The sequence below is a fragment of the Pseudomonas sp. R76 genome (assembly GCF_009834565.1).
Taxonomy (GTDB): domain Bacteria; phylum Pseudomonadota; class Gammaproteobacteria; order Pseudomonadales; family Pseudomonadaceae; genus Aquipseudomonas.
Genome location: NZ_CP019428.1, coordinates 6,292,630 through 6,314,574, shown reverse-complemented (window position 1 = coordinate 6,314,574; position 21,945 = coordinate 6,292,630). Strand labels below are relative to the sequence as shown.

The window sequence follows — 21,945 nt, the reverse complement described above, 5'->3', positions numbered from 1 at the left end:
CAGCTCTCACATTACAAGCGATCGAGCAGCTCGCGGGCGCGAGCGCCAAAGATCTCCACCAGGTTCGCCAACATATGGGGCGGCGGCTCATCCGCACGGGTCAGGGCATACAGGGTGATCGGCAGCGGCGGGCTGAGCGTGCGGATGCACGTGGTGGCCGTTGAGGCGCCCAAGGCCGTAAACGGGTCGATCACGGTCAAGCCGGCGCCGGATTCCACCATCGCCCGGGCCAGGGAATAGGTCTGTACGCAAATGCTCACCCGTGGCGGCGGGTCGACGTTTTCCATGTAGCTGTCGAGCTTGGCCGCCAACGGGTCAGCGCTGGACAAGCCAATCAACGGCGCGCCTGCCAAGTCATCCAACGGCAAGGGTTTGCTCATCTCGGACGCTGGCCAATAACCTGTTGACGCCAACGCCACCAACCCCCCATTGGCCAACACTTGCGTGGTCAAGCCGGGGTGGCCGGAGAAGTTGAGGGTCAGCGCCAGGTCAATCTCGCGCATCAACAGCTTTTGCACCAACTCGCGGCTATGGTCGCTGGACAGCTCGCAGGCGATGTCCGGGTAATCGCGCTTCCACTCCAGGACCGCTGGCGGCAGCAACGACAGGGCCAGCGCCGGAATGGCGCCTATGCGCACACTTTGCCCAGGCTCACGACGCAAGCTCTTGGCCAGGCGCCGCACGCCTTGCAGGCTCTGGGTGACTTTCTCGACTTCGCTTTCCAGCGCCAGGGCTTCCGGGGTGGGCTGCAATTTTCCGCGTACGCGCAGAAACAGCGGGAAACCCAGTTGCAGCTCGGCGTGCTGCAACACCTTGGTCACCGCCGGTTGCGAGACGTGCAGCAGCTGCGCGGCGGCGCTGATTGAGCCGGTTTGGCGGATGGCCTGGAAGATTTCGATATGACGTAAGCGCATGGCTTGCCCATAACCTTTGTTTATAGGTGACCAAGCTTTATTCATTATTCAGCGTTTGTCACTTAACCCTACTCTTGAATTGGTATCAATAAATGTGAGGTTTTCTTGTGACAAAGCAGGTTTGTATCATCGGTGGCGGCGTCATCGGCTTGGCTAGCGCTTATGCGTTGGTGCGCGCAGGCATGGACGTGACTGTGATCGAAGCGCAAAACACTTTGGGCAGTGCGACCAGTTTCGCGAACGGTGGCCAACTGTCCTATCGCTATGTCGCGCCTTTGGCTGACGCCGGCGTTCCATTGAAAGCCCTCGGTTGGTTACTGCGTTCCGAGTCGCCGCTAAGGATCAAACCTCGCCTGGACCCATTGCAATGGCGATGGATGGCATCCTTTGTGGGCGCTTGCCGCTCCTCGGTTAATCGCATAAACGGCGAACACTTGCTTCGCCTGGCGCTGATGAGCCAGGAGACCTTGAAGTGCTGGCGTCAGGAGGACAGCCTGGGCGGCTTTGACTGGAAACAAAACGGAAAACTGGTGACCTTTCGTTCCGCTGACAGTTTTGAGCATGCGCGGCGAAAAGTGATGGACCCCCTGTATAAACAGGTGTTATCGGCCGACGAATGTCGCCAGCTGGAGCCTTCCCTGACCGAGGGCGCCTTTGTCGGGGGCATTTACACCCCGACCGAAGAGGTTGCTGATTGCTACGCCTTCTGCCAACGGCTTGCGGCGCGTCTGGAGGCAACGGGGCGGTGTCGGTTCCTGCTCGGGCGCAAGGTGCTGCGTATCCACGAGGCCTTTGGTCGTGCGGTGGCCGTGGAGTTGCAGGATGAAGTCTTACCGGTAGAGAACGTGGTTCTGGCGGCAGGCCACAGAAGCTTGCGCATGGGGCTGTCAGACTTGCGTCTGCCGCTTTATCCCCTCAAGGGCTACAGCCTGAGTGTGCCCATCAGCGAGCAGCACAACGCCCCGCAAATCAACGTCACCGACTATGACCGCAGAACCGTGTACGCCCGTATCGGCGAGCAGTTGCGCGTTGCTGCAATGGTCGACATCGTGGGTTTCAACAGCGCTGCGGATCCTGGTCGTCTGGCAGTGATAAAACGGATGGCGCGTCAGACTTTCCCGATGGCGGGTAATTACGACGCTGCGGTTGAATGGGCTGGTATGCGTCCGGCGACGCCCACTGGTGTGCCCCTGATTGGCCCCAGTGCTTATCGCAATCTTTGGCTCAACCTTGGGCATGGTGCCCTTGGCTTCACGCTTGCCTGCGCCAGCGGGCAGTTATTGGCCGAAATGATTGGAGCGAAGCCGACGTCTATCGACACCCAGGCGTTTCTTCCCAAGGCTGCCTGACCTTAGATATCAGAGCGTAACATCGATGAGCATTGATCGAGTCCAAAGCAGTCAGCAACTTTGTCGGGCCACTACGTTGGCCTCGGCTGAGGTAAATGTGATCAGCGGCCCTCGCGAGCAACCGCTATGACACGGTTCGTATTTAGAACCTGTGCCTTCGTTTCCCTGGTGCTGGGCGGGCATTTGGCGATGGCGGAGGAGTCCAGTGGAACACTCAGGAAGATCACGACCAATCAGCAGATTACCCTTGGCTACCGAGATGCTTCAGTACCGTTCTCCTATGTGGGGGACCACAGTGGCAAGCCGATGGGCTATTCAGTGGACCTGGCGAACAAAATCGTCGAGCGCATCCAGACAAAAACCGGCGTGGCAAACCTCAAGGTGAAGTACAACCTGGTGACGTCACAGACGCGTATCCCGCTGGTGCAAAACGGCACAGTGGACCTGGAGTGCGGTTCCACTGCCGTGACTGCCGAGCGGCAGAAACAGGTAGCGTTTTCCTACGGTTTTATTTTCGTGAAGGGGCAGTTGCTGACGGCTAAAGACAGTGGCATCCATGGCTTTGAAGACCTCAAGGGCAAGAAAGTGGTGACCACCGCAGGCACCACTAATGAGCGGTATATCAAGCGCTACAATGCAGAGCACAACAGCGATATATCGGTGATCGTCGCCAAAGACCACGGAGAAGCGTTCAAGATGCTGGAGACTGGCCGGGCGGCGGCGTTTTACATGGATGACGCGCTGCTCTACGGTGAGCGCGCCAAGGCCCGTGACCCGCAACGCTGGGTGGTGGTGGGCGAGCAGCAATCGCGGGAGATCTACAGTTGCATGGTGCGCAAGGACGACCCGCAGTTTCTTGCAGTGGTCAACGAGACACTTGGCGATCTGTACCGCTCAGGAGAAATCAACGGCATTTACCAGCGCTGGTTTGAACAGCCGATTCCGCCCAAAGGTTTGAACCTGGAATTCCCGATGACGGCTGAGTTGAAGGCGATTATTGCCAAGCCTGTCAGCGACCCGGTGGATTGATAGCCCATCCAAACTGTGGGAGCGGGCTTGCTCGCGAAGGCAGTGTGTCAGTTGATAAATAAGCTGACTGATCCACCGCATTCGCGAGCAAGCCCGCTCCCACAGTTTTTATTGGGTTTGCAAAACAGGGTTAGAAGTCGCCCCAGAGTTGCTGGGCTACTGCCAGCGCCACCACTGGTGCCGTCTCGGTGCGCAACACGCGCGGGCCGAGACGGGCGGCATGGAAGCCGGCGCCTTGGGCGGTGTCGACTTCGTTATCGGTCAAACCACCTTCAGGCCCGATCAGGAACGCCAGGCTGGCAGGCTTGGCGTGGCTGATCATCGGCTCGGCCACGGGGTGCAGCACCAGCTTCAAATCTGCCTCGACCTGCTTCAACCAGTCCGCCAGCAGCAGCGGCGGGTGAATCACCGGCACGGTGGAGCGCCCGCATTGCTCGCAGGCGCTGATCGCCACCTGGCGCCAGTGCAGCAGGCGTTTGTCGGCGCGTTCGTCCTTGAGGCGTACTTCGCAGCGGTCGCTGAAAATCGGCGTGATCGCATTCACGCCCAGCTCGGTGGCTTTCTGAATCGCCCAATCCATGCGCTCGCCACGCGACAAGCCCTGGCCGAGGTGAATGTGCAGGGGCGATTCCGTCTGGCCTGCAAAGCGTTCCGTGAGTTGCACGCTGACGCGTTTTTTACCGACTTCCAGCAACGTGCCCAAAAACTCCTGGCCGGAGCCGTCGAACAGTTGCACGGCGTCGCCTTCGCCCATGCGCAAGACGCGGCTGATGTAGTGCGCCTGAGCTTCGGGCAACTCGTGGTCGCCGAGGCTCAGCGGGGTGTCGGTGAAAAAGCGGGACAGTCTCATGTGTGTTCTCTGGAAATAATGTGCAGAGCGGACGCGGAGCGTCCAGGGCTGCATTCCCACGCAGAGCGTGGGAACGATCATTGAGGTAGGTGTTATCAGCCGGGATCGCGGAAGCCTGGGTGGAAGTCCTTCGGCACTGCAACGCTGACCTTATCGTTGGTGGCAATATCGATGCCTTCGCTGGCCACTTCGGCCAGAAAGTCGATCTGCTCCGGCGTAATCACATACGGCGGCAGGAAATACACCACGCTGCCCAACGGCCGCAACAGTGCGCCGCGTTCCAGGGCGTGTTCAAACACCTTCAGGCCACGGCGCTCCTGCCACGGGTAGGCGGTCTTGGTGGCTTTGTCCTGGACCATCTCGATGGCCAGCACCATGCCGGTCTGGCGTACTTCGGACACGTGCGGGTGATCCACCAGGTGCGCAGTGGCGGTGGCCATGCGCTGGGCCAGGGCCTTGTTGTTTTCGATGACGTTGTCTTCTTCGAAAATATCCAGCGTCGCCAGGGCTGCCGCGCACGCCAGCGGGTTGCCGGTGTAGCTGTGGGAGTGCAGGAAGGCGCGCAGGGTCGGGTAGTCGTCGTAGAAGGCGTCGTAGACATCGTCGGTGGTGACCACCGCCGCCAACGGCAGGTAGCCGCCGGTGAGGGCCTTGGACAGGCAAAGGAAGTCCGGGCGGATGCCGGCTTGTTCACAGGCGAACATCGTGCCGGTGCGGCCGAAGCCTACGGCGATTTCGTCGTGGATCAGGTGCACGCCGTATTTGTCGCAGGCTTCGCGCAGCAGCTTGAGGTACACCGGGTGATACATGCGCATGCCGCCGGCGCCCTGGATCAGCGGTTCGACGATGACGGCGGCGACGCTGTCGTGGTTCTCGGCCAGGGTCTGTTCCATGGCCAGGAACATCGTGCGCGAATGTTCTTCCCAGCTCACGCCCTCAGGGCGCAGGTAGCAATCCGGGCTGGGCACCTTGATGGTGTCGAGCAGCAGCGCCTTGTAGGTCTCGGTAAACAACGGCACGTCGCCCACCGACATCGCGGCGATGGTTTCGCCGTGGTAGCTGTTGGTCAGGGTGACGAAACGCTTTTTGTTCGGCAGGCCGCGGTTGAGCCAGTAGTGGAAGCTCATTTTCAACGCGACTTCGATGCACGACGAACCGTTGTCGGCATAGAAACAGCGGGTCAGGCCTTCGGGCGTCATCTTGACCAGGCGTTCGGACAGCTCGATCACCGGCTGGTGGCTGAAACCGGCGAGGATCACGTGTTCCAGCTGGTCAACCTGATCCTTGATGCGCTGGTTGATACGCGGGTTGGCGTGGCCGAACACGTTGACCCACCAGGAGCTGACGGCGTCGAGGTAGCGCTTGCCTTCGAAGTCTTCCAGCCACACGCCTTCACCGCGTTTTATCGGAATCAGCGGCAGTTGCTGGTGGTCTTTCATCTGGGTGCAGGGATGCCACAGCACCGCGAGGTCGCGTTGCATCCACTGGTTGTTCAAGCCCATCGTTTTATCTCCTCGAAGCGGTCCTGCGGCCGGCGCAGGCGTAACAATCGCGCAAGCCTATGCAATGGTCGGCTGTGTCACAACCCATTACGGATAAATTCGCGGTAAACGCAGGACGGTCTGTCACGTTTCTTAGGAATAGTCCTTAATCCATTGTTAACGTACTGTGCATAATCTCAAGATCGTATTTCTCGATATTTCAAAGCTAAATTTTCGGCTTTAATTCGATAGGTAAATCTTTAGTCTTGGGCACAGCTCTTACGGGATTTGGGACATGCAACTACGTAATTCATCGGCCCGCTATGGTTGGGTCAGTATGGTTTTGCACTGGGGCGTTGCCCTGGTGGTGTTCGGTTTGTTCGCGCTGGGCCTGTGGATGGTCGGTCTCGACTACTACAGTGCATGGCGCAAAGACGCGCCTGACCTGCACAAGAGCATTGGCATCACGCTGTTCGCCATCATGCTGGTGCGCATCGTCTGGCGTTTGGTCAGCCCGCCACCTCCACCGCTGGCCAGCTACAGCCGCTTGACCCGTATTGGCGCTGCATTTGGCCACGCGTTCCTTTATCTCGGGCTGTTTGCCGTGATGATTGCCGGTTACCTGATTTCCACCGCAGACGGTGTCGGTATCCCGGTGTTTGGCCTGTTTGAGATTCCTGCCGTGGTTTCCGGGCTACCGGACCAGGCAGACACCGCCGGCGTGGTGCACCTGTACCTCGCCTGGGTGTTGGTGGTCTTCGCCGGCTTGCACGGCGTGGCTGCGTTGAAACACCACTTTATCGATCGTGATGCGACCCTCACGCGAATGCTGGGGCGCAAAGCCTGATGTTCAACCTCGACTCACAAGGAATAGAAAGCATGTTGAAAAAGACTCTCGCCGCTCTGGCAATCGGTTCTGCGCTGCTGTCCGCAGGTTCAGCGATGGCCGCTGATTATGTTGTCGACAAGGAAGGTCAGCACGCCTTCGTTGATTTCAAGATCAGCCACTTGGGCTACAGCTTCATCACCGGTACTTTCAAGGACCTGGACGGTAAGTTCAGCTTTGACGCTGCCAAGCCTGAAGACAGCAAAATCGAGTTCAACGTACGTACCGCCAGCGTGTTCACCAACCACGCCGAACGTGACAAGCACATCGCCAGCAAAGACTTCCTGGACGTGGGCAAGTTTGCCGATGCCAAGTTCGTTTCCACCAGTGTTAAAACCACCGGTAAAAATGCTGCAGGCCAAGTCACTGCCGACGTGACCGGCGACCTGACCTTTCACGGTGTGACCAAGCCGATCGTGGTCAAGGCTACGTTCCTGGGTGAAGGCAAGGATCCATGGGGCGGCTACCGTGCCGGTTTTGAAGGCACCACCAGCTTCAACCGTCAGGACTTCGGCAAGCAGATGGACCTGGGCCCAGCGTCCAACACTGTTGAGCTGTACGTGACCTTTGAAGGTGTGAAAGCGAAGTAATTTTTCGCTGCGTCACAATCAAAACGCCGACCCTGGGGTCGGCGTTTTGCTGCCTGGCTGTTTATAAGCTGCCCTGATAGATCACAACTTGATCTTTGAGCCAGGTGTGCAATGAAGTTAATTGCGCTGAATGTTTACTGCCAGCCGGCCAGACCAGGAAGTAGCGCGAGGTGTGAATCGGCTCAATGTCGGTGAGCCTGACCAGTTCCCCACGTTGAATCAGCGAATGGGCAATCGAGCGACGGGTCAGCGCGACGCCATGCCCCAGCCTGACGGCTTCGAGCATCAACGTAGAGTCGGTGAACTCCAGCGAGGCTTGAGGGCGTTGCTCTTCCACGCCCGCTGCACCCAGCCAGATGGGCCAGCTTTCACTGGCGTGCAGCAGCGGCTGCTCAAGGATGGCTTGCGCGGTGTCGGGCAGCACGCCGTGGTTGAAGTCGCGCGCGGCGACCACCAGCAGTGAATCGCCCATCAGCGGTTCACAATGCACATCCGGCCATTGACCATGGCCGAAGCGGATCGCGCAATCGAGCGGACCTTGATCGAAGCTGGCGAATTCCATGCTCGACTCCAGCCTCAGGTGCAGCTCCGGGTGTGCAGCCCTGAAATCTTGCAGGCGCGGCAGTAACCAATGCATGGCATAGGAGGGCAGCACTGATACGGTCAGTTGCGGGTGCTTGGTTTTTGCCATGAGTTTTTCCGTTACCCCGGCGATCTCACCCAGCGCCTGCCTGATTTGATAGGCATACACACGGCCCTCATCAGTCAGCGCAAGGGCCCGTTTGTTGCGCATCACCAGCGCCATGTCCAGATACTCTTCAAGCGAACGGATCTGATGGCTGACGGCACTGTGGGTAACGTGTAATTCGGCGGCGGCAAGGTTCACCTTTCCCAGCCGGGCCAATGCTTCGAAGGCCCGTAAGGCCGCGAGGGGGGGCAGTTTCAACGTGTGAATTCCTTTCACAGTAAAGCCTAATAATAGCCGCTATACGTGAAATGTGTGCGCTCCTGATAATACGAGACAGGTTAGTTACTTAAATAACGTCGTTTTAAACAGTCAGGAGTTGTCAGTTGTGATAGATGAAATTCAAGCGTTTCTGAAAGACTATTTTAGTGTCTTGCAAACTCAGGATCTGAAGGCGTTCGATCAAGTGTTTCATCGCGGGTGCGTGTTATATAGCGCGCAAAATGCGGATGTGGTCGTGCGGCCCTTTGCCGAGTACCGGACCATGGTTCAAGGCCGTCAGTCGCCGCAGGCAGGCGGTTTTCCGCAACTTGATGAAGTGCTGATGATTGATGTGATGTCCTCGGAAATGGCCATCGTGAAAGTGCGTTTGCGCTTGTTCAATAATGTAATGGTCGACTATTTGAACCTGATGAAAGTTGACGGTCGCTGGATGATCTTCGCAAAACTTTTTCATAAGGCGGGCGAAGCATCCGATCAATGAAAAAAGCGCCAGATGCAAAAACGCCCCGAACAATCGGGGCGTTTTTTTTTGCCGTCTGAAACTCAGCGGTTGCGGGTCAGCAACGCTGGTTTCTCACCACGAGGGCGGCCTGGCAACTGATCCAGCTGCTCAGGTGTCGGGAAGCGGTCAGCTTTCGACTCCTTGTGGATGATCTTCGGTGCCGGGCCACCGCGCGGGTTCTGCACGGCCGGCTCGGACAAGCGTGGCTGGTCATCACGGGCCGGGCGACGGTTGTTGCTGCGCGAATCTTCACGACGCGCCTGGCCGTCACGCGGTGCGCCATTGCGCGGGCCGCTGCGCTTGGCAGGCGGAGTACCGGTGGTGCCGCCGCTGCTGTTGCGCGGGCCATTCTGACGGCCGCCTTGTGGCTGGCCGCCACGTGGGGCGCCAGCGCCAGCGCCCTGTGCCGGAGCACCTGGACGACGGCCACGGCCCTGGGCCGGTTTGGCCTGGGGCACGTAGTCAACGCGGTTACCGAAGTTATCCACGTCGTCGTCGAGGAACTCGTCCGGGGCGCGGTCGGCTGCAGCGCGTGGCGGCTGGCTTGGCTGGCGCTGTTCGCGGGCCGGGGTGCCTTCACGGGGTTTCTGCTCGCGGGCTGGGCGTTCGCCACGGCCGTTGGTGGGCGCTTTTTCCTTGCCGCCCTTGTCTTTGCCCTTGTCGCGACGGCCACCGCCACCACCGCCGCCGTTCGGGCCATCGCCCTTAGGACCGCGTGGGTTGCGTGGGTTACGTACGTCCGGACGCTCGCGCGCTTCAGGCTTCTCGGCCTCAACGGCGCTGGCATCGAAGCCCATCAGGTCGCCGTCGGCGATTTTCTGCTTGGTCATGCGTTCGATGCTTTTCAGCAGTTTTTCTTCGTCCGGTGCGACCAGGGAAATGGCTTCACCCGAACGCCCGGCACGGCCGGTACGGCCGATACGGTGCACATAATCTTCGTCGACGTTTGGCAGCTCGAAGTTGACCACGTGTGGCAACTGGTCGATATCCAGGCCGCGGGCGGCGATATCGGTGGCGACCAGGATGCGCACAGAACCGGCCTTGAAGTCGGCCAGGGCTTTGGTGCGAGCGTTCTGGCTCTTGTTGCCGTGGATGGCGACGGCGGTCAGGCCATGCTTGTCCAGGTACTCGGCCAGGCGGTTGGCGCCGTGCTTGGTGCGGGTGAACACCAGCACTTGTTCCCAGGCGCCGGCGGTGATCAGGTGCGCCAGCAGCGCACGCTTGTGGCTGGCGGCCAGGCGGAAGACACGTTGCTCGATACGCTCGACCGTGGTGTTCGGCGGCGTGACTTCGATGCGTTCCGGGTTATGCAGCAGCTTGCCGGCCAGGGCAGTGATGTCCTGGGAGAACGTGGCCGAGAACAGCAGGTTCTGGCGTTTGGCCGGCAGGCGGGCGAGGACTTTTTTCACGTCATGGACAAAGCCCATGTCGAGCATGCGGTCGGCTTCGTCCAGCACGAGGATTTCCACGTGGGACAAGTCGACGCTGCCTTGGCCGCACAGGTCGAGCAAACGACCCGGGCAGGCGACCAGCACATCAACACCGCGGGACATGGCCTGAACCTGTGGGTTCATGCCGACGCCGCCGAAGATGCAGGCGCTGACGAACTTCAAGTCGCGGGCATACAGCTTGAAGCTGTCGTGCACCTGGGCGGCGAGTTCGCGGGTAGGGGTCAGGACCAGAACGCGCGGTTGGCGCGGGCCATGACGCTGGGATTTGTCTGGGTGACCATTGGGGAACAACCGCTCCAGAATCGGGAGGGCGAAACCACCGGTTTTACCAGTACCTGTCTGAGCCGCAACCATCAGGTCGCGACCTTGCAACACGGCGGGAATGGCCCGCTGTTGCACCGGAGTAGGCTCGGTATAGCCCGCTGCCTCGATGGCGCGGACTAAAGCCTCGGAGAGACCGAGGGAAGCAAAGGACATGAGTAATCCTGTTTTAGTTAGGGCTTGGCCCAAAGGGATAATCTTGCCGGGCGTGAATGGCGCTTAGGGGAGCGCAACCCCGTCCGGTCCTGCTGCGTCTGGCGGGCACTCCACCGGCTCGCGCGGGCTGAAAGCTGCGCAGTAGCTGGGTTGGGTGCCTTTTTCAAGACCTCAGCGGCCGGGCGTGAGCCTGGCGGAAAGGCCGGAGTATAACAGAGCAATCACGGCGCGCCGCTTTCCTGCTGCTCAACGGTGTGTTCTGAGGCAGTAATGTCTTTGACTCCGCCATATTTGGCACTCAAGAGGGCGTACGCCGGCTCCTGTTTGAAGCGCTTGAGTTCGGCGGCGAAGCGCTGCACCAGCAGGTCCATGCCTGCGCCACGACGCACGGCGAGAAACTGCGCCTGGCGGCTGACCACCACAGGAGCCTGGCTGACCTTGCCCTCCAGGCCCATGGCCTTGATCACATGCTGGCCCACCCGGCGATCCGTAATCACCAGATCGACGCGCCCCAGCGACAGCTTGCCGAAGTTGGCTTCGTGGCTGGGCGCCGGCTCGCGGTTGAACAACGTGGAGTCGCTGAAGCTGTCGCCATACAGGTAACCCGGCGAAGTACCCACGGTCAGCCCGCGCAAATCATCCAGGGTTTGGGCTGGGTGAGGGCGGTCGTTGGCGTAGAACAGCACAAACTCCACATCCGACAGCGGCTCACTGGGGTAGAGCAGCAAAGCGTCGCGTTCATGGCTGTGGAAAATATCCAGCGCGCCGTCGGCGTGGCCTTGGTCGAGCATGGCCAGGCAGCGTTTCCAGGGCAGGAACTGCCACTCCACGTCCACACCCAGACGCTGGAACACGATCACCGTGGTTTCGTAATCCAGGCCGCGCATGCTGCCGTTTTCGTCGTATACGTAAGGCGCCCAGGGCTCGGTGACAATGCGCAGTTTCTCGCCGTAAGCGGTGAGGCTCAGGCAAGTGAAAAGCACAGTGGTCAACAGCTTGAGAATGACGGGCATGCCCTGAGGTTACGACGCTCCTGCCCTAAAGAGAAGCTCTGGCACACGCATTCGCGGGCAAGTTGATGTGGCGCATTTGAAACAAAAAGGCCCTCGTATTGACGAGGGCCTTGGCGTATCGGCGCGAGCCTCAGCGTGGCAGCTTGAGGTTGTTCCAGATGGCCAGGCTCGGTTCAGCCTGGTTCAGGGTGTAGAAGTGCAACCCTGGTGCGCCACCTTGCAACAGACGCTCACACATCTCGCTGATAACCTGTTCACCGAACGCCTGGATGCTCTTGACGTCGTCGCCATAGGCTTCCAGCTGCTTGCGCACCCAGCGTGGGATCTCGGCACCGCAAGCGTCGGAGAAACGCGCCAGCTTGCTGTAGTTGGTGATCGGCATGATGCCGGGCACGATTGGGATGTTTACACCCATCGCACGTACACGCTCGACGAAGTAGAAATAGCTGTCGGCGTTGAAGAAGTACTGGGTGATCGCGCTATTGGCGCCGGCGTTGGCCTTGTGCACGAAGTTGTGCAGATCGTCTTCGAAATTACGTGCCTGGGGGTGCATCTCCGGGTACGCCGCCACTTCGATATGGAAGTGATCGCCGCTTTCTTCACGGATGAAGCTCACCAGGTCATTGGCGTAGCGCAGCTCACCGCTGGCCATGCCCATGCCGGACGGCAGGTCACCACGCAGGGCGACGATGCGCTTGATGCCGGCTTGTTTGTACTGGGTCAGCAGGCCGCGCAGGTCGGCCTTGCTGTCGCCCACGCACGACAAGTGCGGAGCGGCGGCAACTTTGGCTTCACTTTCCAGCTGCAGCACGGTGTTGATCGTGCGATCACGGGTCGAGCCGCCGGCGCCGTAGGTGCAGGAAAAGAAGTCGGGGTTGTAGCTGGCCAACTGCTTGGCAGTCGCCATCAGTTTTTCATGCCCAGCATCGGTCTTGGTCGGGAAAAACTCGAAGCTGTAGCGACGGTCTTGGGACATGGTAATAACCCTATGAAACTCAGATACCGGAAGTCATGCACCGATTTAATGTGGGAGCGGGCTTGCTCGCGAATGCGGTGTATCAGTCGCCGATTGCATCAACTGACATACCGCATTCGCGAGCAAGCCCGCTCCCACACAAGCCCGCTCCGCCAGGGAGCGGGCCGGCTGCTTAGTAGCGGTAAGCGTGCGGCTTGAACGGGCCTTCGACCGTCACGCCGATGTAGTCGGCCTGGGTCTTGGTCAGTTGAGTCACTACGCCGCCGAAGCCGCGGACCATTTCCAGGGCCACTTCTTCGTCGAGTTTCTTCGGCAGTACTTCTACGGTCAGGCGCTCGGCTTTCTGGGCTGGCGACAGGTCGGCGTATTTCTGGCCGAACAGGAAGATCTGCGCCAGTACCTGGTTGGCGAACGAGCCATCCATGATGCGGCTTGGGTGGCCAGTGGCGTTGCCCAGGTTAACCAGGCGGCCTTCGGCCAGCAGGATCAGGTAGTCATCGTTTTGTGGGTCGAATTTGCCAGCGCCGGTACGGTGAACCTTGTGTACCTGTGGCTTCACTTCTTCCCATGCCCAGTTCTTGCGCATGAAAGCGGTGTCGATTTCGTTGTCGAAGTGACCGATGTTGCAGACCACTGCGCGCTTTTTCAGGGCTTTGAGCATGTTCGCGTCGCACACATTCACGTTACCGGTGGTGGTCACGATCAGGTCGATCTTGCCCAGCAGGGCCTTGTCGATGCTCGCTTCGGTGCCGTCATTGACGCCATCGATGAACGGCGAAACCACTTCGAAACCGTCCATGCAGGCTTGCATGGCGCAGATCGGGTCAACTTCGGAGACTTTAACGATCATGCCTTCCTGACGCAGCGACTGGGACGAACCCTTGCCCACGTCACCGTAGCCGATCACCAGGGCTTGCTTGCCCGACAGCAGGTGGTCGGTGCCGCGCTTGATCGCATCGTTCAGGCTGTGACGGCAGCCGTACTTGTTGTCGTTCTTGCTCTTGGTCACCGAGTCGTTGACGTTGATGGCCGGGATTTTCAGCTCGCCCTTGGCCAGCATGTCCAGCAGGCGGTGAACGCCAGTGGTGGTTTCTTCGGTCACGCCGTGAACGCGCTCGAGCACCTGCGGATAATCTTTGTGCAACAGTTCGGTCAAGTCGCCGCCATCGTCGAGAATCATGTTGGCGTCCCATGGCTTGCCATCCTTGAGGATGGTTTGCTTCAGGCACCACTCGTACTCTTCTTCGGTCTCGCCTTTCCAGGCGAATACCGGAATGCCGGCTGCAGCGATAGCGGCAGCGGCCTGGTCTTGAGTCGAGAAAATGTTGCAGGAGGACCAGCGTACTTCGGCACCCAGGGCAACCAGGGTTTCGATCAGCACGGCAGTCTGGATGGTCATGTGGATGCAGCCGAGAATCTTCGCGCCCTTGAGCGGCTGCTCAGCGGCATACTTGCGACGCAGACCCATCAGGGCCGGCATTTCGGATTCGGCGATAAAGGTTTCGCGACGGCCCCAGGCAGCGAGGGACATGTCGGCGACTTTGTAGTCGGTAAAATCTGCAGGCGTGATTACAGCGCTCATGAAGAGCCTCCATTCGTAGTGTGCGAATGGGCGCCGTTGTGCGTTTAGTATCCAGCTGGCTAACCAGGCCGGACAACGCCCCATCCGAGCCTGACAGGTCGAGCCTGCTGCAGCGCCCCTCGGACAGGTGGCGGGAGAACGGTATCAATCAGAGATGACCGTTTTGAAGCGGTGGCGATTATAGCTGTGTGCGCCAGACTTCCCAAGCCTTTCTGTCAGCCATATGAAGATCGCTCATCGGCTTGATAGGCAATGGTTCATAGAGCTTGGGCCCGCGCTCTGCCATGATGTTGCCCATCATTCGGCAAGACGCTTTGGAGTGACCATGAACTTCCACACCCGCAAATGGGTAAAACCCGAAGACCTCAACCCCAACGGCACCCTGTTCGGCGGCAGCCTGCTGCGCTGGATCGACGAAGAAGCGGCCATCTACGCGATTGTCCAATTGGGCAACCAGCGCGTGGTGACCAAGTACATCTCCGAAATCAACTTCGTCAGCGCCTCGCGCCAGGGCGACATCATCGAACTGGGCATCACCGCCACCGAGTTCGGCCGCACCTCCATCACCCTGACCTGTGAAGTGCGCAACAAGATCACCCGCAAAAGTATCTTGACCGTGGAAAAAATGGTTTTCGTCAACCTGGGGGAAGACGGCCTGCCGGCACCTCACGGCCGTACCGAGATCAAGTACGTGAAGGACCAGTTTCAGGAAGACGGCATCAGCGAATAACCCCGCTTCGGTTTGATTCGTTTCGGGATCATTCCCGACGGATTCTTTTTGGGCTCTCTCGTCACTCAGGACTACAACCTGTAGAGAGAGCCATGTATGAAAGTTTCCAATTCGTCTGCACCGAATCAACCTTCATTGCCTCAAAGCACCGGCCAGGACGTGAAAACGCCTTTGGTAAAAGGCGTGGGCGAGCGCAACCTGAGTGTGTATCGCTATAGCGATGGTCGGGTGGAGGTGATGCTGTCGCCGCCCCCTCCGGCCCATCTTGTGCTCAGCGGCGGTGGCGCCAAGGGCATCGCCTTTCCAGGGGTGGTGCAAGCGCTTGAAGAGGCCAACAAACTCTCGGGCATCAAGGTGATTTCCGGCTCTTCAGCCGGTGCTATTTCCGCAACGTTGCTCGCCAGTGGCATGGGCGCCAAGGCGTTTGGCGCGCTGTCGAACAGCATTGACTTGCCCAGCCTGCTCAACAGCAAAGACCCTTTGACTGCCAAGCTGCAAACGCTCAGCTCCGAGCTGGGCAAGCTCGCCCGTCGTCTGCCCGGCCCCGCCGGCAATATTTCCCAACTGCTGCTGACGATGCTGCCGCGCCTGCAGACCGAGGCGCAGCCCTTGGAAGAGATGATGCGCAACGAATCGCGCAAATCGATTCTTGCCCATATCGCGGGCATGCCCCAGGCCACCCGACCCGCCGACGTCATGAAAATCGCCGACCGGCTCAACGCGGGCGGGGCGCCGACGTTTCGCGACCTTGAGGTGCTGAGCCGTCACATCCCGGCGATCAAGCAGCTCAACATCACCGGTACGGGCATGTTCGATGGGCGACCGCAGTTGGTGGTGTTCAATGCCAGCCTCACCCCGGATATGGACATCGCCCACGCAGCACGTATCTCGGGTTCGCTGCCGGGGCTGTTCAAGAGCCCGGCCGAGCAGGGCCATGATTTCCAGGCGGCGGCCGAAGTGACGGCCTTTCAGGACGGTGGGCTGCTCGTCAACACCCCGGCTCCCGGCGTCATTGAGCGTTCGTTTCCGGAGAGCTCGTTGGGCAAGGACGAATCGTTGATCGTCAAATTCGAGCCCGAAAAGGCGACAGCGGCCCAAACAAGCGGTGGTTTTTTCAGTCATCTTGGCGACCTCTTTACCGGTACGCCGCACGCGGCGGCAGACGCCTACCAAGAGGAACGGCTCGAATCGTATGCCGATCAGTCCGTCACGTTGCCGCTGAACACGGACAAAGGCGACTTTCGCGGCCTGCTCAATGGCACCGTCAACTTCACCATGACCCCCGAGCAAAAACAGCGGCTGCAGACCCTGGCTCGTCAAACGGTGGAGGGGCACCTGGAAAAGCGCGCACTGGTGCGTGAGCAGCATCCGTTCGCTTCCTTGGAAGATGCTGTGTTGGCGATGGACGATAAAATGCTGGCCAGTGTGCAGGATCAACTGCAGAAGGACCCGGCAGGCGCTGCGGCGTTGTTGTTTCGAAAGAACGCGCAGCAGGCGCTGCAAACGTTGGACAGTGCGATCACGCAAGCGAATCAAACCGGTACGTCTCTGGTGTTAACGCCACAGGTGACCTCGGCACTCCGTAATCTGGATGCGCTCGCGCGTCGGCCCGAGCATATCGAGTGGTTGGGGCGGCGGCTTAATGCCGCGAGCCAGCACAATTTTCAGCAATTGCTGCAAGTGGCGGCTAAACAGAAATCGGGCACTGACTCTCCCCTGTCCAAGGTCATGGCCAGTGGCGTGGCGCACATGCGCCGACGCGATATTGCGGTGAAGGCTGAAAACTTTGTGCGAGAGGTCATTTACCCATCGCTGTACCGTCCCGGCCAGCCGAAGTCCAATGTCGAGCTGTTGCGGCGTGCGGTGCGTGACTTGGGTGACGCAACCACGCCGGCGGAGTTCAACAGTGTGCTTGACGGCATCATTAAGCACTATAAAGCACGCAATAAGCCCTGGAGTAAGCCGCACAGCTCTACCACCGTAGAAATGGCTAAAGCCTGGCGCATACCGGTTTAGTCGTCTGGCCACTGAACAGCCACCGTCGCGGCGTGTCGTAGCTAAAAGCCCCCTCGGACTCGGTACATCATGGCCACTCAAGCAGACGGTAAAACCCCCAACCTGTCGCAGGAAGAACAGCAAGACGTTGACAAGAACCAGCCGCCCCGCGCGGCGGTTCTGCATGAAATTATCCGTACTCAAGGTGACCAGGAACTGGAGCGCAGTGTCGCCGCCTTGTGGTGGTCGGCACTGGCGGCCGGGCTGACCATGGGCCTCTCGCTGATGGCCATGGGGTTGCTCAATTCCCGACTGCCCCAGGGCGAGGCCTTTAAGGTGATCGCCAGCTTCGGCTACTGCGCGGGCTTCCTCGCGGTGATCCTTGCGCGCCAGCAACTGTTTACCGAAAACACCCTGACCGCGGTGTTGCCGGTGATGAGCAAACCCACATGGAGCAATGCCGCGCGACTGCTACGGTTGTGGACAGTGGTGCTGGTGGGCAACCTGTGCGGCACTTTGCTGGTGGCCTATGTGATGCTGCACCTGCCGATCTTCGACACCAAGACCGACATGGCCTTTCTCGAAATCGGCCGCAAGATCATGGAAAACGACGCCGGCCAGATGTTTGCCAAGGGCATCATTTCGGGCTGGATGATCGCCACCATGGTGTGGATGATCCCGTCGATGGAAAGCGCCAAGATGTGGATCATCATCCTGATCACTTACTTGATGGCGTTAGGGGATTTCACCCACATCGTCGTCGGCTCGGCGGAAGTGTCTTACCTGGTGTTTGCCGGTGAGTTGCCGTGGAAGGACTTCTGGCTGGTGTTCGCCGGGCCGACCCTGGCGGGCAATATCATCGGTGGCAGTTTTATCTTTGCCCTGATCAGCCATGCGCAGATTCGCAGCGAAAGCAGCCTGCCAGGGAAAAAGGCTGCGGACCCGAGGCATCCGCAGCCGATCAACAAGGATCAGTGATGCTCAGGCGTGGCTTGGGGCTCGTCCCGGGTCACGCGCTTGACCAGCTTGCCGATGCTCAAACCCTGCAACAGGATCGACGACAGCACCACGATGTAGGTGATGCTCAGCAGCAGGTCGCGTTCCGGGCCCAGCGGCAAGGCCAGCGCCAGCGCCACTGAAACCCCGCCGCGCAAACCACCCCAGGTGAGAATGCGGATAGTGCCGCGCGGCACCGTGCGCCAGCGGCGCAGCAGCAGGATCGCCGGGGCCACGGTCAGCAGGCGTGAAAGCAGGATCGCCACGGCCAGCAAACTGGCGGCCAACACGTGCAGCCAGTTGAACGGCAACAGCAACAGCTCCATGCCGATCAGCGCAAACAGCAGGGCGTTGAGCATGTCGTCGAGCAGCTCCCAGAAACCGTCCAGGTAGCGCCGGGTCATGTCGTTCATCGCCAGCTTGCGCCCCAGGTTGCCGATGATCAGCCCGGCCACCACCATCGCAATGGGCGCCGAGACATGCAGTTCGGTGGCCATTGCCGAGCCGCCAATCACTAGCGCGAGGGTCAGCATCACTTCGATCTGGTGTTGCTCGATGCTCTTGATCATCAAGTACACCAGGTAGCCGATCAGCCCGCCGAACACCACGCCGCCAACCGCCTCATGGGCGAACAGCATCGCGGTGGCGCCCACGGTCGGTGTTTCGCCCAGTTGCGCAATCCCCAGCAGCACAGTGAACACCACCACCGCCGTACCGTCGTTGAACAGCGACTCGCCGACGATGGTGGTTTTCAGCGGTTTCGATGCGTTGGCGGTGCGCAGCACGCCCAATACGGCGATCGGGTCGGTGGGCGAAATCAGTGCGCCGAACAGCAGGCAGTAAAGGAAGCTCACATGCCAGCCGAACAGGGCGAAGATGTAGTACGCCAAGCTGCCGATCACCACGGTGGCAATCAACACGCCGAAGGTCGCGAGCAGGCCAATGGGCCAGCGATAATTGCGCAAGTCGTTCAAGTTGACGTGCAAGGCGCCGGCGAACAGCAGGAACGAGAGCATCCAGTTCATCAGCAGATCGCCGAAGTCGATCTGGCCGATCAATTGTTGAATGCGCTCTTCCAGGCCTGGATAGCCGATGAAGCTCAGGCCTTGCAGGATCAGCGAAAACAGCAGGGCCGTGACCATCACACCGATGGTGGGTGGCAGGCCGATAAAGCGGTAGTTAACATACGTGAGCAGCGTGGTGAGGCAAATGAAGGCGGCGACAAGTTCAAGCATCCGGGGTCCTTGGAAGGTGGAGTGAGCGTTGGTTAGTGGGTGGATGGACCGCAGCAGTGGCGGGATGTTGCAAGCCAAGGGGCAAAAGGCCGGCAGAACCTTTTGCCGTGGCGTGGTTCATAGCGGTTAAGTGCGGTGTGGCATTTTTAGTGCTAAAACTCTAACCGCTGGCTAAAACTACAAAAGGATTCAGTGATGACGGTGGCTTTCTGGTGTGTGTTGATCGCAATTTTCCTGCCTTACCTGTGCACGGGTGTGGCCAAGTTCAGCGGCGGCAAGTTCGGGCCACGCCAGAACCACGACCCGCGTGCCTTCCTGGACACGCTCGAAGGGTTCGCCAAACGCGCCCACAGTGCGCAACTCAACAGCTTTGAAGTGACGCCGGCATTTGCTGCGGCGGTGATCATTGCGCACCTGGCCGGCACGGCCTCGCTGGTGACCATCAATGTGCTGGCGGTGATGTTTATCACCAGCCGCTTGCTGTACATCATTTGCTACCTGGCGGACTGGGCGATGCTGCGCTCGCTGGTGTGGTTCGTAGGCATGGCGCTGATTGCGAGTTTCTTCTTTGTTTCGATCTAAGGCCTAGCGCACGTTCTCTGTGGGAACTTGCTTACTGAGGTGAGCGGGCTTGTCGTGGCAAGCCCGCTCGCCACAATCAGCCCGCTTCACATAAGTTCTTATCCACATTTGCTTCTCGGCGGGCTGTCAGGTCCCGGCAGGCGCGTCCGGCACATGCGGCAGCGCCGCGCCTTTTGGCCACAGCATCCAGATCTGCCCTTGCTGTTTCATATTTCCGGCCAATTCACCCGCCGCCTCACCGGTGCCCCAGAACAAGTCTGCGCGCACTTCGCCGGTGATTGCCCCGCCGGTGTCTTGGGCTGCCACGGGTCGGACGATCGGCGAACCATCAGGCTTGGTAGTCGACAACCACAACAGGCTGCCCAGCGGAATCACCTTGCGATCCACTGCCACGCTGTAACCGGCGGTCAGCGGCACATTCAGCGAACCGCGCGGGCCTTCGTTGCTGTCCGGGCGCGCGCTGAAAAACACATAGCTGGGGTTGCTCGCCAACAGTTGCGGAATACGTTGCGGGTTAGCCTTCGCCCAGGCGCTGATGGCGCCCATGGTCACGTCTTCTTTTTTCAGCTCGCCTTGCTCCACCAGCCAGCGGCCGATAGGGCGGTAGGGGTAGCCGTTCTGGTCGCCGTAACCCACACGCAGTTGGCGCCCACCGGCCAGTTGAATACGCCCGGAGCCCTGGATTTGCAGGAATTGCAGGTCCATCGGGTTGGTCAGCCAGGCAATCGGTTTGGCGGTGGAGCCTTGGCCGTTGATGGTACTGGCATCGTCATAGGGCTTGAGCACGCGACCTTCGAGGCGACCGCGCAGGCGCTTGCCCTTGAGTTCCGGGTAGATGCTTTCCAGGTTGACGATGATCAGGTCATCCGGCACGCCATACACCGGCACATGGGCGGTGGCGGTTTCGGTGAGGCTGCCGGGGTACACCGGTTCGTAGTAGCCGGTGATCAAGCCATTCGGCGTGTTGTCAGCCGAGCGCAGGCCGAACACATCCAGGCGCTCCTTGAGAAAGCCGCGAACCGCCACGGCATTGCCCGGCACGGCGGCGGCGGCTGCACAGGTCGCGCCCCAGACCGGATCAGCCTTGAGGCGTTGGCAGGCGCTGCGCCAGGATTCAAACCCGGCCAGCAGGTCGCTGTCGGAAACGGTGGGCAGCGCCTCCCACGGTGCACTCACATAGGTGGCGACCGCATGGGGCTTAACAGTTTCATCTTTGCCGGCGTCTTTGCCGCCATCGCAACCGGCGAGCAACGCGATCATCGGCAGAGCCCATACCAGGCGGCGGCTCCAAGGTTTCGAGGTGACATTCATGCACGTAATTCCTGAAGCGATTGCCCGCGCTTCAACGTCGGCGGGCAACCCTTATTATTAATAGGGCTATTGGTCTTTGCGGGCGGGGCGAGGATACTGGCCGCCGTTTCCCGTGACCTTGAAGCCATGATGACTTTTAAAAAACTGACCCTGGTATTGCTGGCCTGCCTGACCTTGTCCGCCTGCGGCGGTGTCGATCCGAACTCGCCTTTGGGTCAGCGCAAGGCGATTTTCAAACAGATGCTCAAGACCGGTGAAGACCTGGGCGGCATGTTGCGTGGGCGTATCCCGTTCGACGGGGCTAAATTCGCCGAAGGCGCGGTCAAGCTCGATGCGTTGTCCCACGAACCGTGGAAGCATTTCCCAAGCGTACGCGAGGAAGATCACACCAGCGCCAAGGATGACGTGTGGCAGCAACAGGCACGCTTCCAGGAGCTGGCCCGAAACCTTGAAGCGGCCACCGGTGAATTGGTGATCGCAAGCCAGGTGCAGCCTTACAAGGCCAGCAACCTGGGGCCTGCCGTGCAGAAAGTCGAAGATGCCTGCACGGCCTGCCATAAACAGTTCCGGGACCACTGACCGAGTTTACTGGTCGAGTTCTTCGACGGCTTCCTGCAGGTCTTTGCGCGACTGGGCGAGCTTGTCTTTGCGTTTGTTGATCTTGTCGGCGTCGCCTTTTTTCATCGCTTTGTCGAGGTCGGCCTGACGGCGGCTGACTTCGTGCTTGGCGTCGAGCACTTTGTTTTCACGCTCTTTGCGCAAGGATGCGTCGGTGCAGTTGGCGGTGACTTCGCTCAGGGCTTTTTCCAGGCCGGCTTGCTGTTCACTGTTGCCATGGGCCTTGGCTTGGTCGATCTGATTACTGATGGCCTGGCGCTTGGCGGCGCAGCCTGTCAGTTGTGGCGCTTCTTCGGCAGCCAGCAGCGGGGCGCTCATGAGGCTTGCAAAGGTGAGCAGGGCAAACGGTGCGAGGAATTTCATGTAAGGCTCCAGAGTCGCAATCAAATGGCAGGATGAATTCTGCCGGGG

At 59.8% G+C, this 21,945-nt stretch carries 21 protein-coding genes and 1 riboswitch; of the genes, 10 read left to right on the top strand and 11 right to left on the bottom strand.

What is annotated here, in order from left to right:
• Positions 1-11 precede the first annotated feature (11 nt).
• Positions 12-914, bottom strand: a complete 903-nt coding sequence (locus PspR76_RS28630; protein WP_159960590.1) for a LysR family transcriptional regulator — start codon at positions 912-914, stop codon at positions 12-14.
• 107 nt (positions 915-1,021) lie between these two features.
• On the opposite strand from PspR76_RS28630, the gene PspR76_RS28625 reads away from it, so the two are divergent.
• Positions 1,022-2,263 (top strand): D-amino acid dehydrogenase, encoded by a 1,242-nt coding sequence (locus tag PspR76_RS28625; RefSeq protein WP_159960588.1) that lies wholly within the window; start codon positions 1,022-1,024, stop codon positions 2,261-2,263.
• A 126-nt stretch (positions 2,264-2,389) separates the two neighbouring features.
• A complete protein-coding gene (locus PspR76_RS28620) occupies positions 2,390-3,292 on the top strand; it encodes a transporter substrate-binding domain-containing protein (RefSeq protein WP_159960586.1) in 903 nt (300 codons plus the stop codon).
• Positions 3,293-3,422: 130 nt separating this feature from the next.
• Here the strand turns inward: PspR76_RS28620 and PspR76_RS28615 are convergent, their stop codons facing one another.
• Both PspR76_RS28615 and PspR76_RS28610 read right to left on the bottom strand, forming a co-directional pair.
• Positions 3,423-4,142, bottom strand: coding sequence for a 16S rRNA (uracil(1498)-N(3))-methyltransferase (locus PspR76_RS28615; protein WP_159960584.1), 720 nt, complete (start codon positions 4,140-4,142; stop codon positions 3,423-3,425).
• A 95-nt stretch (positions 4,143-4,237) separates the two neighbouring features.
• Entirely contained in the window at positions 4,238-5,644 is a 1,407-nt protein-coding gene (locus tag PspR76_RS28610) for an adenosylmethionine--8-amino-7-oxononanoate transaminase (RefSeq protein ID WP_159960582.1), read from the bottom strand.
• 274 nt (positions 5,645-5,918) lie between these two features.
• On the opposite strand from PspR76_RS28610, the gene PspR76_RS28605 reads away from it, so the two are divergent.
• Both PspR76_RS28605 and PspR76_RS28600 read left to right on the top strand, forming a co-directional pair.
• Positions 5,919-6,470, top strand: coding sequence for a cytochrome b (locus tag PspR76_RS28605; RefSeq protein ID WP_159960580.1), 552 nt, complete (start codon positions 5,919-5,921; stop codon positions 6,468-6,470).
• 32 nt (positions 6,471-6,502) lie between these two features.
• The gene (locus PspR76_RS28600) at positions 6,503-7,099 is read left to right on the top strand and encodes a YceI family protein (RefSeq protein ID WP_026013867.1); all 597 of its coding nucleotides are present in this window, start codon (positions 6,503-6,505) and stop codon (positions 7,097-7,099) included.
• 61 nt (positions 7,100-7,160) lie between these two features.
• Here the strand turns inward: PspR76_RS28600 and PspR76_RS28595 are convergent, their stop codons facing one another.
• The gene (locus PspR76_RS28595; RefSeq protein WP_159960578.1) at positions 7,161-8,045 is read right to left on the bottom strand and encodes a LysR substrate-binding domain-containing protein; all 885 of its coding nucleotides are present in this window, start codon (positions 8,043-8,045) and stop codon (positions 7,161-7,163) included.
• A gap of 127 nt (positions 8,046-8,172) precedes the next feature.
• Here PspR76_RS28595 and PspR76_RS28590 point away from each other — a divergent pair, with 127 nt between their 5' ends.
• Positions 8,173-8,547 carry a nuclear transport factor 2 family protein gene (locus PspR76_RS28590; protein ID WP_159960576.1) on the top strand — a complete coding sequence of 125 codons (375 nt, stop codon included), beginning with the start codon at positions 8,173-8,175 and terminating at the stop codon, positions 8,545-8,547.
• A 62-nt stretch (positions 8,548-8,609) separates the two neighbouring features.
• On the opposite strand, the gene PspR76_RS28585 is transcribed toward PspR76_RS28590, so the two are convergent.
• The 4 genes from PspR76_RS28585 to ahcY form a co-directional block, all read right to left on the bottom strand.
• Positions 8,610-10,496, bottom strand: a complete 1,887-nt coding sequence (locus PspR76_RS28585; protein ID WP_159960574.1) for a DEAD/DEAH box helicase — start codon at positions 10,494-10,496, stop codon at positions 8,610-8,612.
• Positions 10,497-10,717: 221 nt separating this feature from the next.
• Positions 10,718-11,509 carry a substrate-binding periplasmic protein gene (locus tag PspR76_RS28580; RefSeq protein ID WP_159960572.1) on the bottom strand — a complete coding sequence of 264 codons (792 nt, stop codon included), beginning with the start codon at positions 11,507-11,509 and terminating at the stop codon, positions 10,718-10,720.
• Positions 11,510-11,639: 130 nt separating this feature from the next.
• The gene (metF, locus tag PspR76_RS28575) at positions 11,640-12,485 is read right to left on the bottom strand and encodes a methylenetetrahydrofolate reductase [NAD(P)H] (RefSeq protein WP_159960570.1); all 846 of its coding nucleotides are present in this window, start codon (positions 12,483-12,485) and stop codon (positions 11,640-11,642) included.
• Between the two features lie 172 nt (positions 12,486-12,657).
• Complete coding sequence (gene ahcY / locus PspR76_RS28570; protein WP_159960568.1) at positions 12,658-14,067, bottom strand: adenosylhomocysteinase; 1,410 nt, start codon at positions 14,065-14,067, stop codon at positions 12,658-12,660.
• A 21-nt stretch (positions 14,068-14,088) separates the two neighbouring features.
• A riboswitch (S-adenosyl-L-homocysteine riboswitch) is annotated at positions 14,089-14,194 on the bottom strand.
• A gap of 198 nt (positions 14,195-14,392) precedes the next feature.
• Between ahcY and PspR76_RS28565 the strand changes: the two genes are divergently transcribed.
• The 3 genes from PspR76_RS28565 to PspR76_RS28555 all read left to right on the top strand — a co-directional run bounded on the left by PspR76_RS28565 (position 14,393) and on the right by PspR76_RS28555 (position 17,770).
• Complete coding sequence (locus PspR76_RS28565; RefSeq protein WP_010167614.1) at positions 14,393-14,797, top strand: acyl-CoA thioesterase; 405 nt, start codon at positions 14,393-14,395, stop codon at positions 14,795-14,797.
• Between the two features lie 96 nt (positions 14,798-14,893).
• A complete protein-coding gene (locus PspR76_RS28560; protein ID WP_159960566.1) occupies positions 14,894-16,813 on the top strand; it encodes a patatin-like phospholipase family protein in 1,920 nt (639 codons plus the stop codon).
• 69 nt (positions 16,814-16,882) lie between these two features.
• Positions 16,883-17,770, top strand: coding sequence for a formate/nitrite transporter family protein (locus tag PspR76_RS28555; RefSeq protein ID WP_159960564.1), 888 nt, complete (start codon positions 16,883-16,885; stop codon positions 17,768-17,770).
• Here PspR76_RS28555 and PspR76_RS28550 read toward each other — a convergent pair.
• The gene (locus PspR76_RS28550) at positions 17,764-19,023 is read right to left on the bottom strand and encodes a cation:proton antiporter (protein WP_159960562.1); all 1,260 of its coding nucleotides are present in this window, start codon (positions 19,021-19,023) and stop codon (positions 17,764-17,766) included. The genes PspR76_RS28555 and PspR76_RS28550 overlap by 7 nt on opposite strands.
• Positions 19,024-19,218: 195 nt before the next feature.
• Here PspR76_RS28550 and PspR76_RS28545 point away from each other — a divergent pair, with 195 nt between their 5' ends.
• Positions 19,219-19,605, top strand: a complete 387-nt coding sequence (locus PspR76_RS28545) for an MAPEG family protein (protein ID WP_159960560.1) — start codon at positions 19,219-19,221, stop codon at positions 19,603-19,605.
• Between the two features lie 126 nt (positions 19,606-19,731).
• On the opposite strand, the gene mltA is transcribed toward PspR76_RS28545, so the two are convergent.
• Positions 19,732-20,916 carry a murein transglycosylase A gene (gene mltA, locus PspR76_RS28540; RefSeq protein ID WP_159960558.1) on the bottom strand — a complete coding sequence of 395 codons (1,185 nt, stop codon included), beginning with the start codon at positions 20,914-20,916 and terminating at the stop codon, positions 19,732-19,734.
• A 129-nt stretch (positions 20,917-21,045) separates the two neighbouring features.
• On the opposite strand from mltA, the gene PspR76_RS28535 reads away from it, so the two are divergent.
• Positions 21,046-21,495, top strand: a complete 450-nt coding sequence (locus tag PspR76_RS28535; RefSeq protein ID WP_159960556.1) for a c-type cytochrome — start codon at positions 21,046-21,048, stop codon at positions 21,493-21,495.
• 6 nt (positions 21,496-21,501) lie between these two features.
• Here PspR76_RS28535 and PspR76_RS28530 read toward each other — a convergent pair whose 3' ends face one another.
• Positions 21,502-21,897 (bottom strand): DUF1090 domain-containing protein, encoded by a 396-nt coding sequence (locus PspR76_RS28530; RefSeq protein ID WP_159960554.1) that lies wholly within the window; start codon positions 21,895-21,897, stop codon positions 21,502-21,504.
• Positions 21,898-21,945: the final 48 nt, after the last annotated feature.

Coding starts and splice junctions, on each gene's coding strand:
- PspR76_RS28565 (WP_010167614.1), top strand. CDS start 14,393: ATGAACTTCCACACCCGCAAATGGGTAAAACCCGAAGACCTCAACCCC.
- PspR76_RS28545 (WP_159960560.1), top strand. CDS start 19,219: ATGACGGTGGCTTTCTGGTGTGTGTTGATCGCAATTTTCCTGCCTTAC.
- PspR76_RS28630 (WP_159960590.1), bottom strand. CDS start 914: ATGCGCTTACGTCATATCGAAATCTTCCAGGCCATCCGCCAAACCGGC.
- PspR76_RS28555 (WP_159960564.1), top strand. CDS start 16,883: ATGGCCACTCAAGCAGACGGTAAAACCCCCAACCTGTCGCAGGAAGAA.
- PspR76_RS28585 (WP_159960574.1), bottom strand. CDS start 10,496: ATGTCCTTTGCTTCCCTCGGTCTCTCCGAGGCTTTAGTCCGCGCCATC.
- PspR76_RS28580 (WP_159960572.1), bottom strand. CDS start 11,509: ATGCCCGTCATTCTCAAGCTGTTGACCACTGTGCTTTTCACTTGCCTG.
- PspR76_RS28620 (WP_159960586.1), top strand. CDS start 2,390: ATGACACGGTTCGTATTTAGAACCTGTGCCTTCGTTTCCCTGGTGCTG.
- PspR76_RS28560 (WP_159960566.1), top strand. CDS start 14,894: ATGAAAGTTTCCAATTCGTCTGCACCGAATCAACCTTCATTGCCTCAA.
- ahcY (WP_159960568.1), bottom strand. CDS start 14,067: ATGAGCGCTGTAATCACGCCTGCAGATTTTACCGACTACAAAGTCGCC.
- mltA (WP_159960558.1), bottom strand. CDS start 20,916: ATGAATGTCACCTCGAAACCTTGGAGCCGCCGCCTGGTATGGGCTCTG.
- PspR76_RS28550 (WP_159960562.1), bottom strand. CDS start 19,023: ATGCTTGAACTTGTCGCCGCCTTCATTTGCCTCACCACGCTGCTCACG.
- PspR76_RS28535 (WP_159960556.1), top strand. CDS start 21,046: ATGACTTTTAAAAAACTGACCCTGGTATTGCTGGCCTGCCTGACCTTG.
- PspR76_RS28605 (WP_159960580.1), top strand. CDS start 5,919: ATGCAACTACGTAATTCATCGGCCCGCTATGGTTGGGTCAGTATGGTT.
- PspR76_RS28610 (WP_159960582.1), bottom strand. CDS start 5,644: ATGGGCTTGAACAACCAGTGGATGCAACGCGACCTCGCGGTGCTGTGG.
- PspR76_RS28600 (WP_026013867.1), top strand. CDS start 6,503: ATGTTGAAAAAGACTCTCGCCGCTCTGGCAATCGGTTCTGCGCTGCTG.
- PspR76_RS28530 (WP_159960554.1), bottom strand. CDS start 21,897: ATGAAATTCCTCGCACCGTTTGCCCTGCTCACCTTTGCAAGCCTCATG.
- PspR76_RS28615 (WP_159960584.1), bottom strand. CDS start 4,142: ATGAGACTGTCCCGCTTTTTCACCGACACCCCGCTGAGCCTCGGCGAC.
- metF (WP_159960570.1), bottom strand. CDS start 12,485: ATGTCCCAAGACCGTCGCTACAGCTTCGAGTTTTTCCCGACCAAGACC.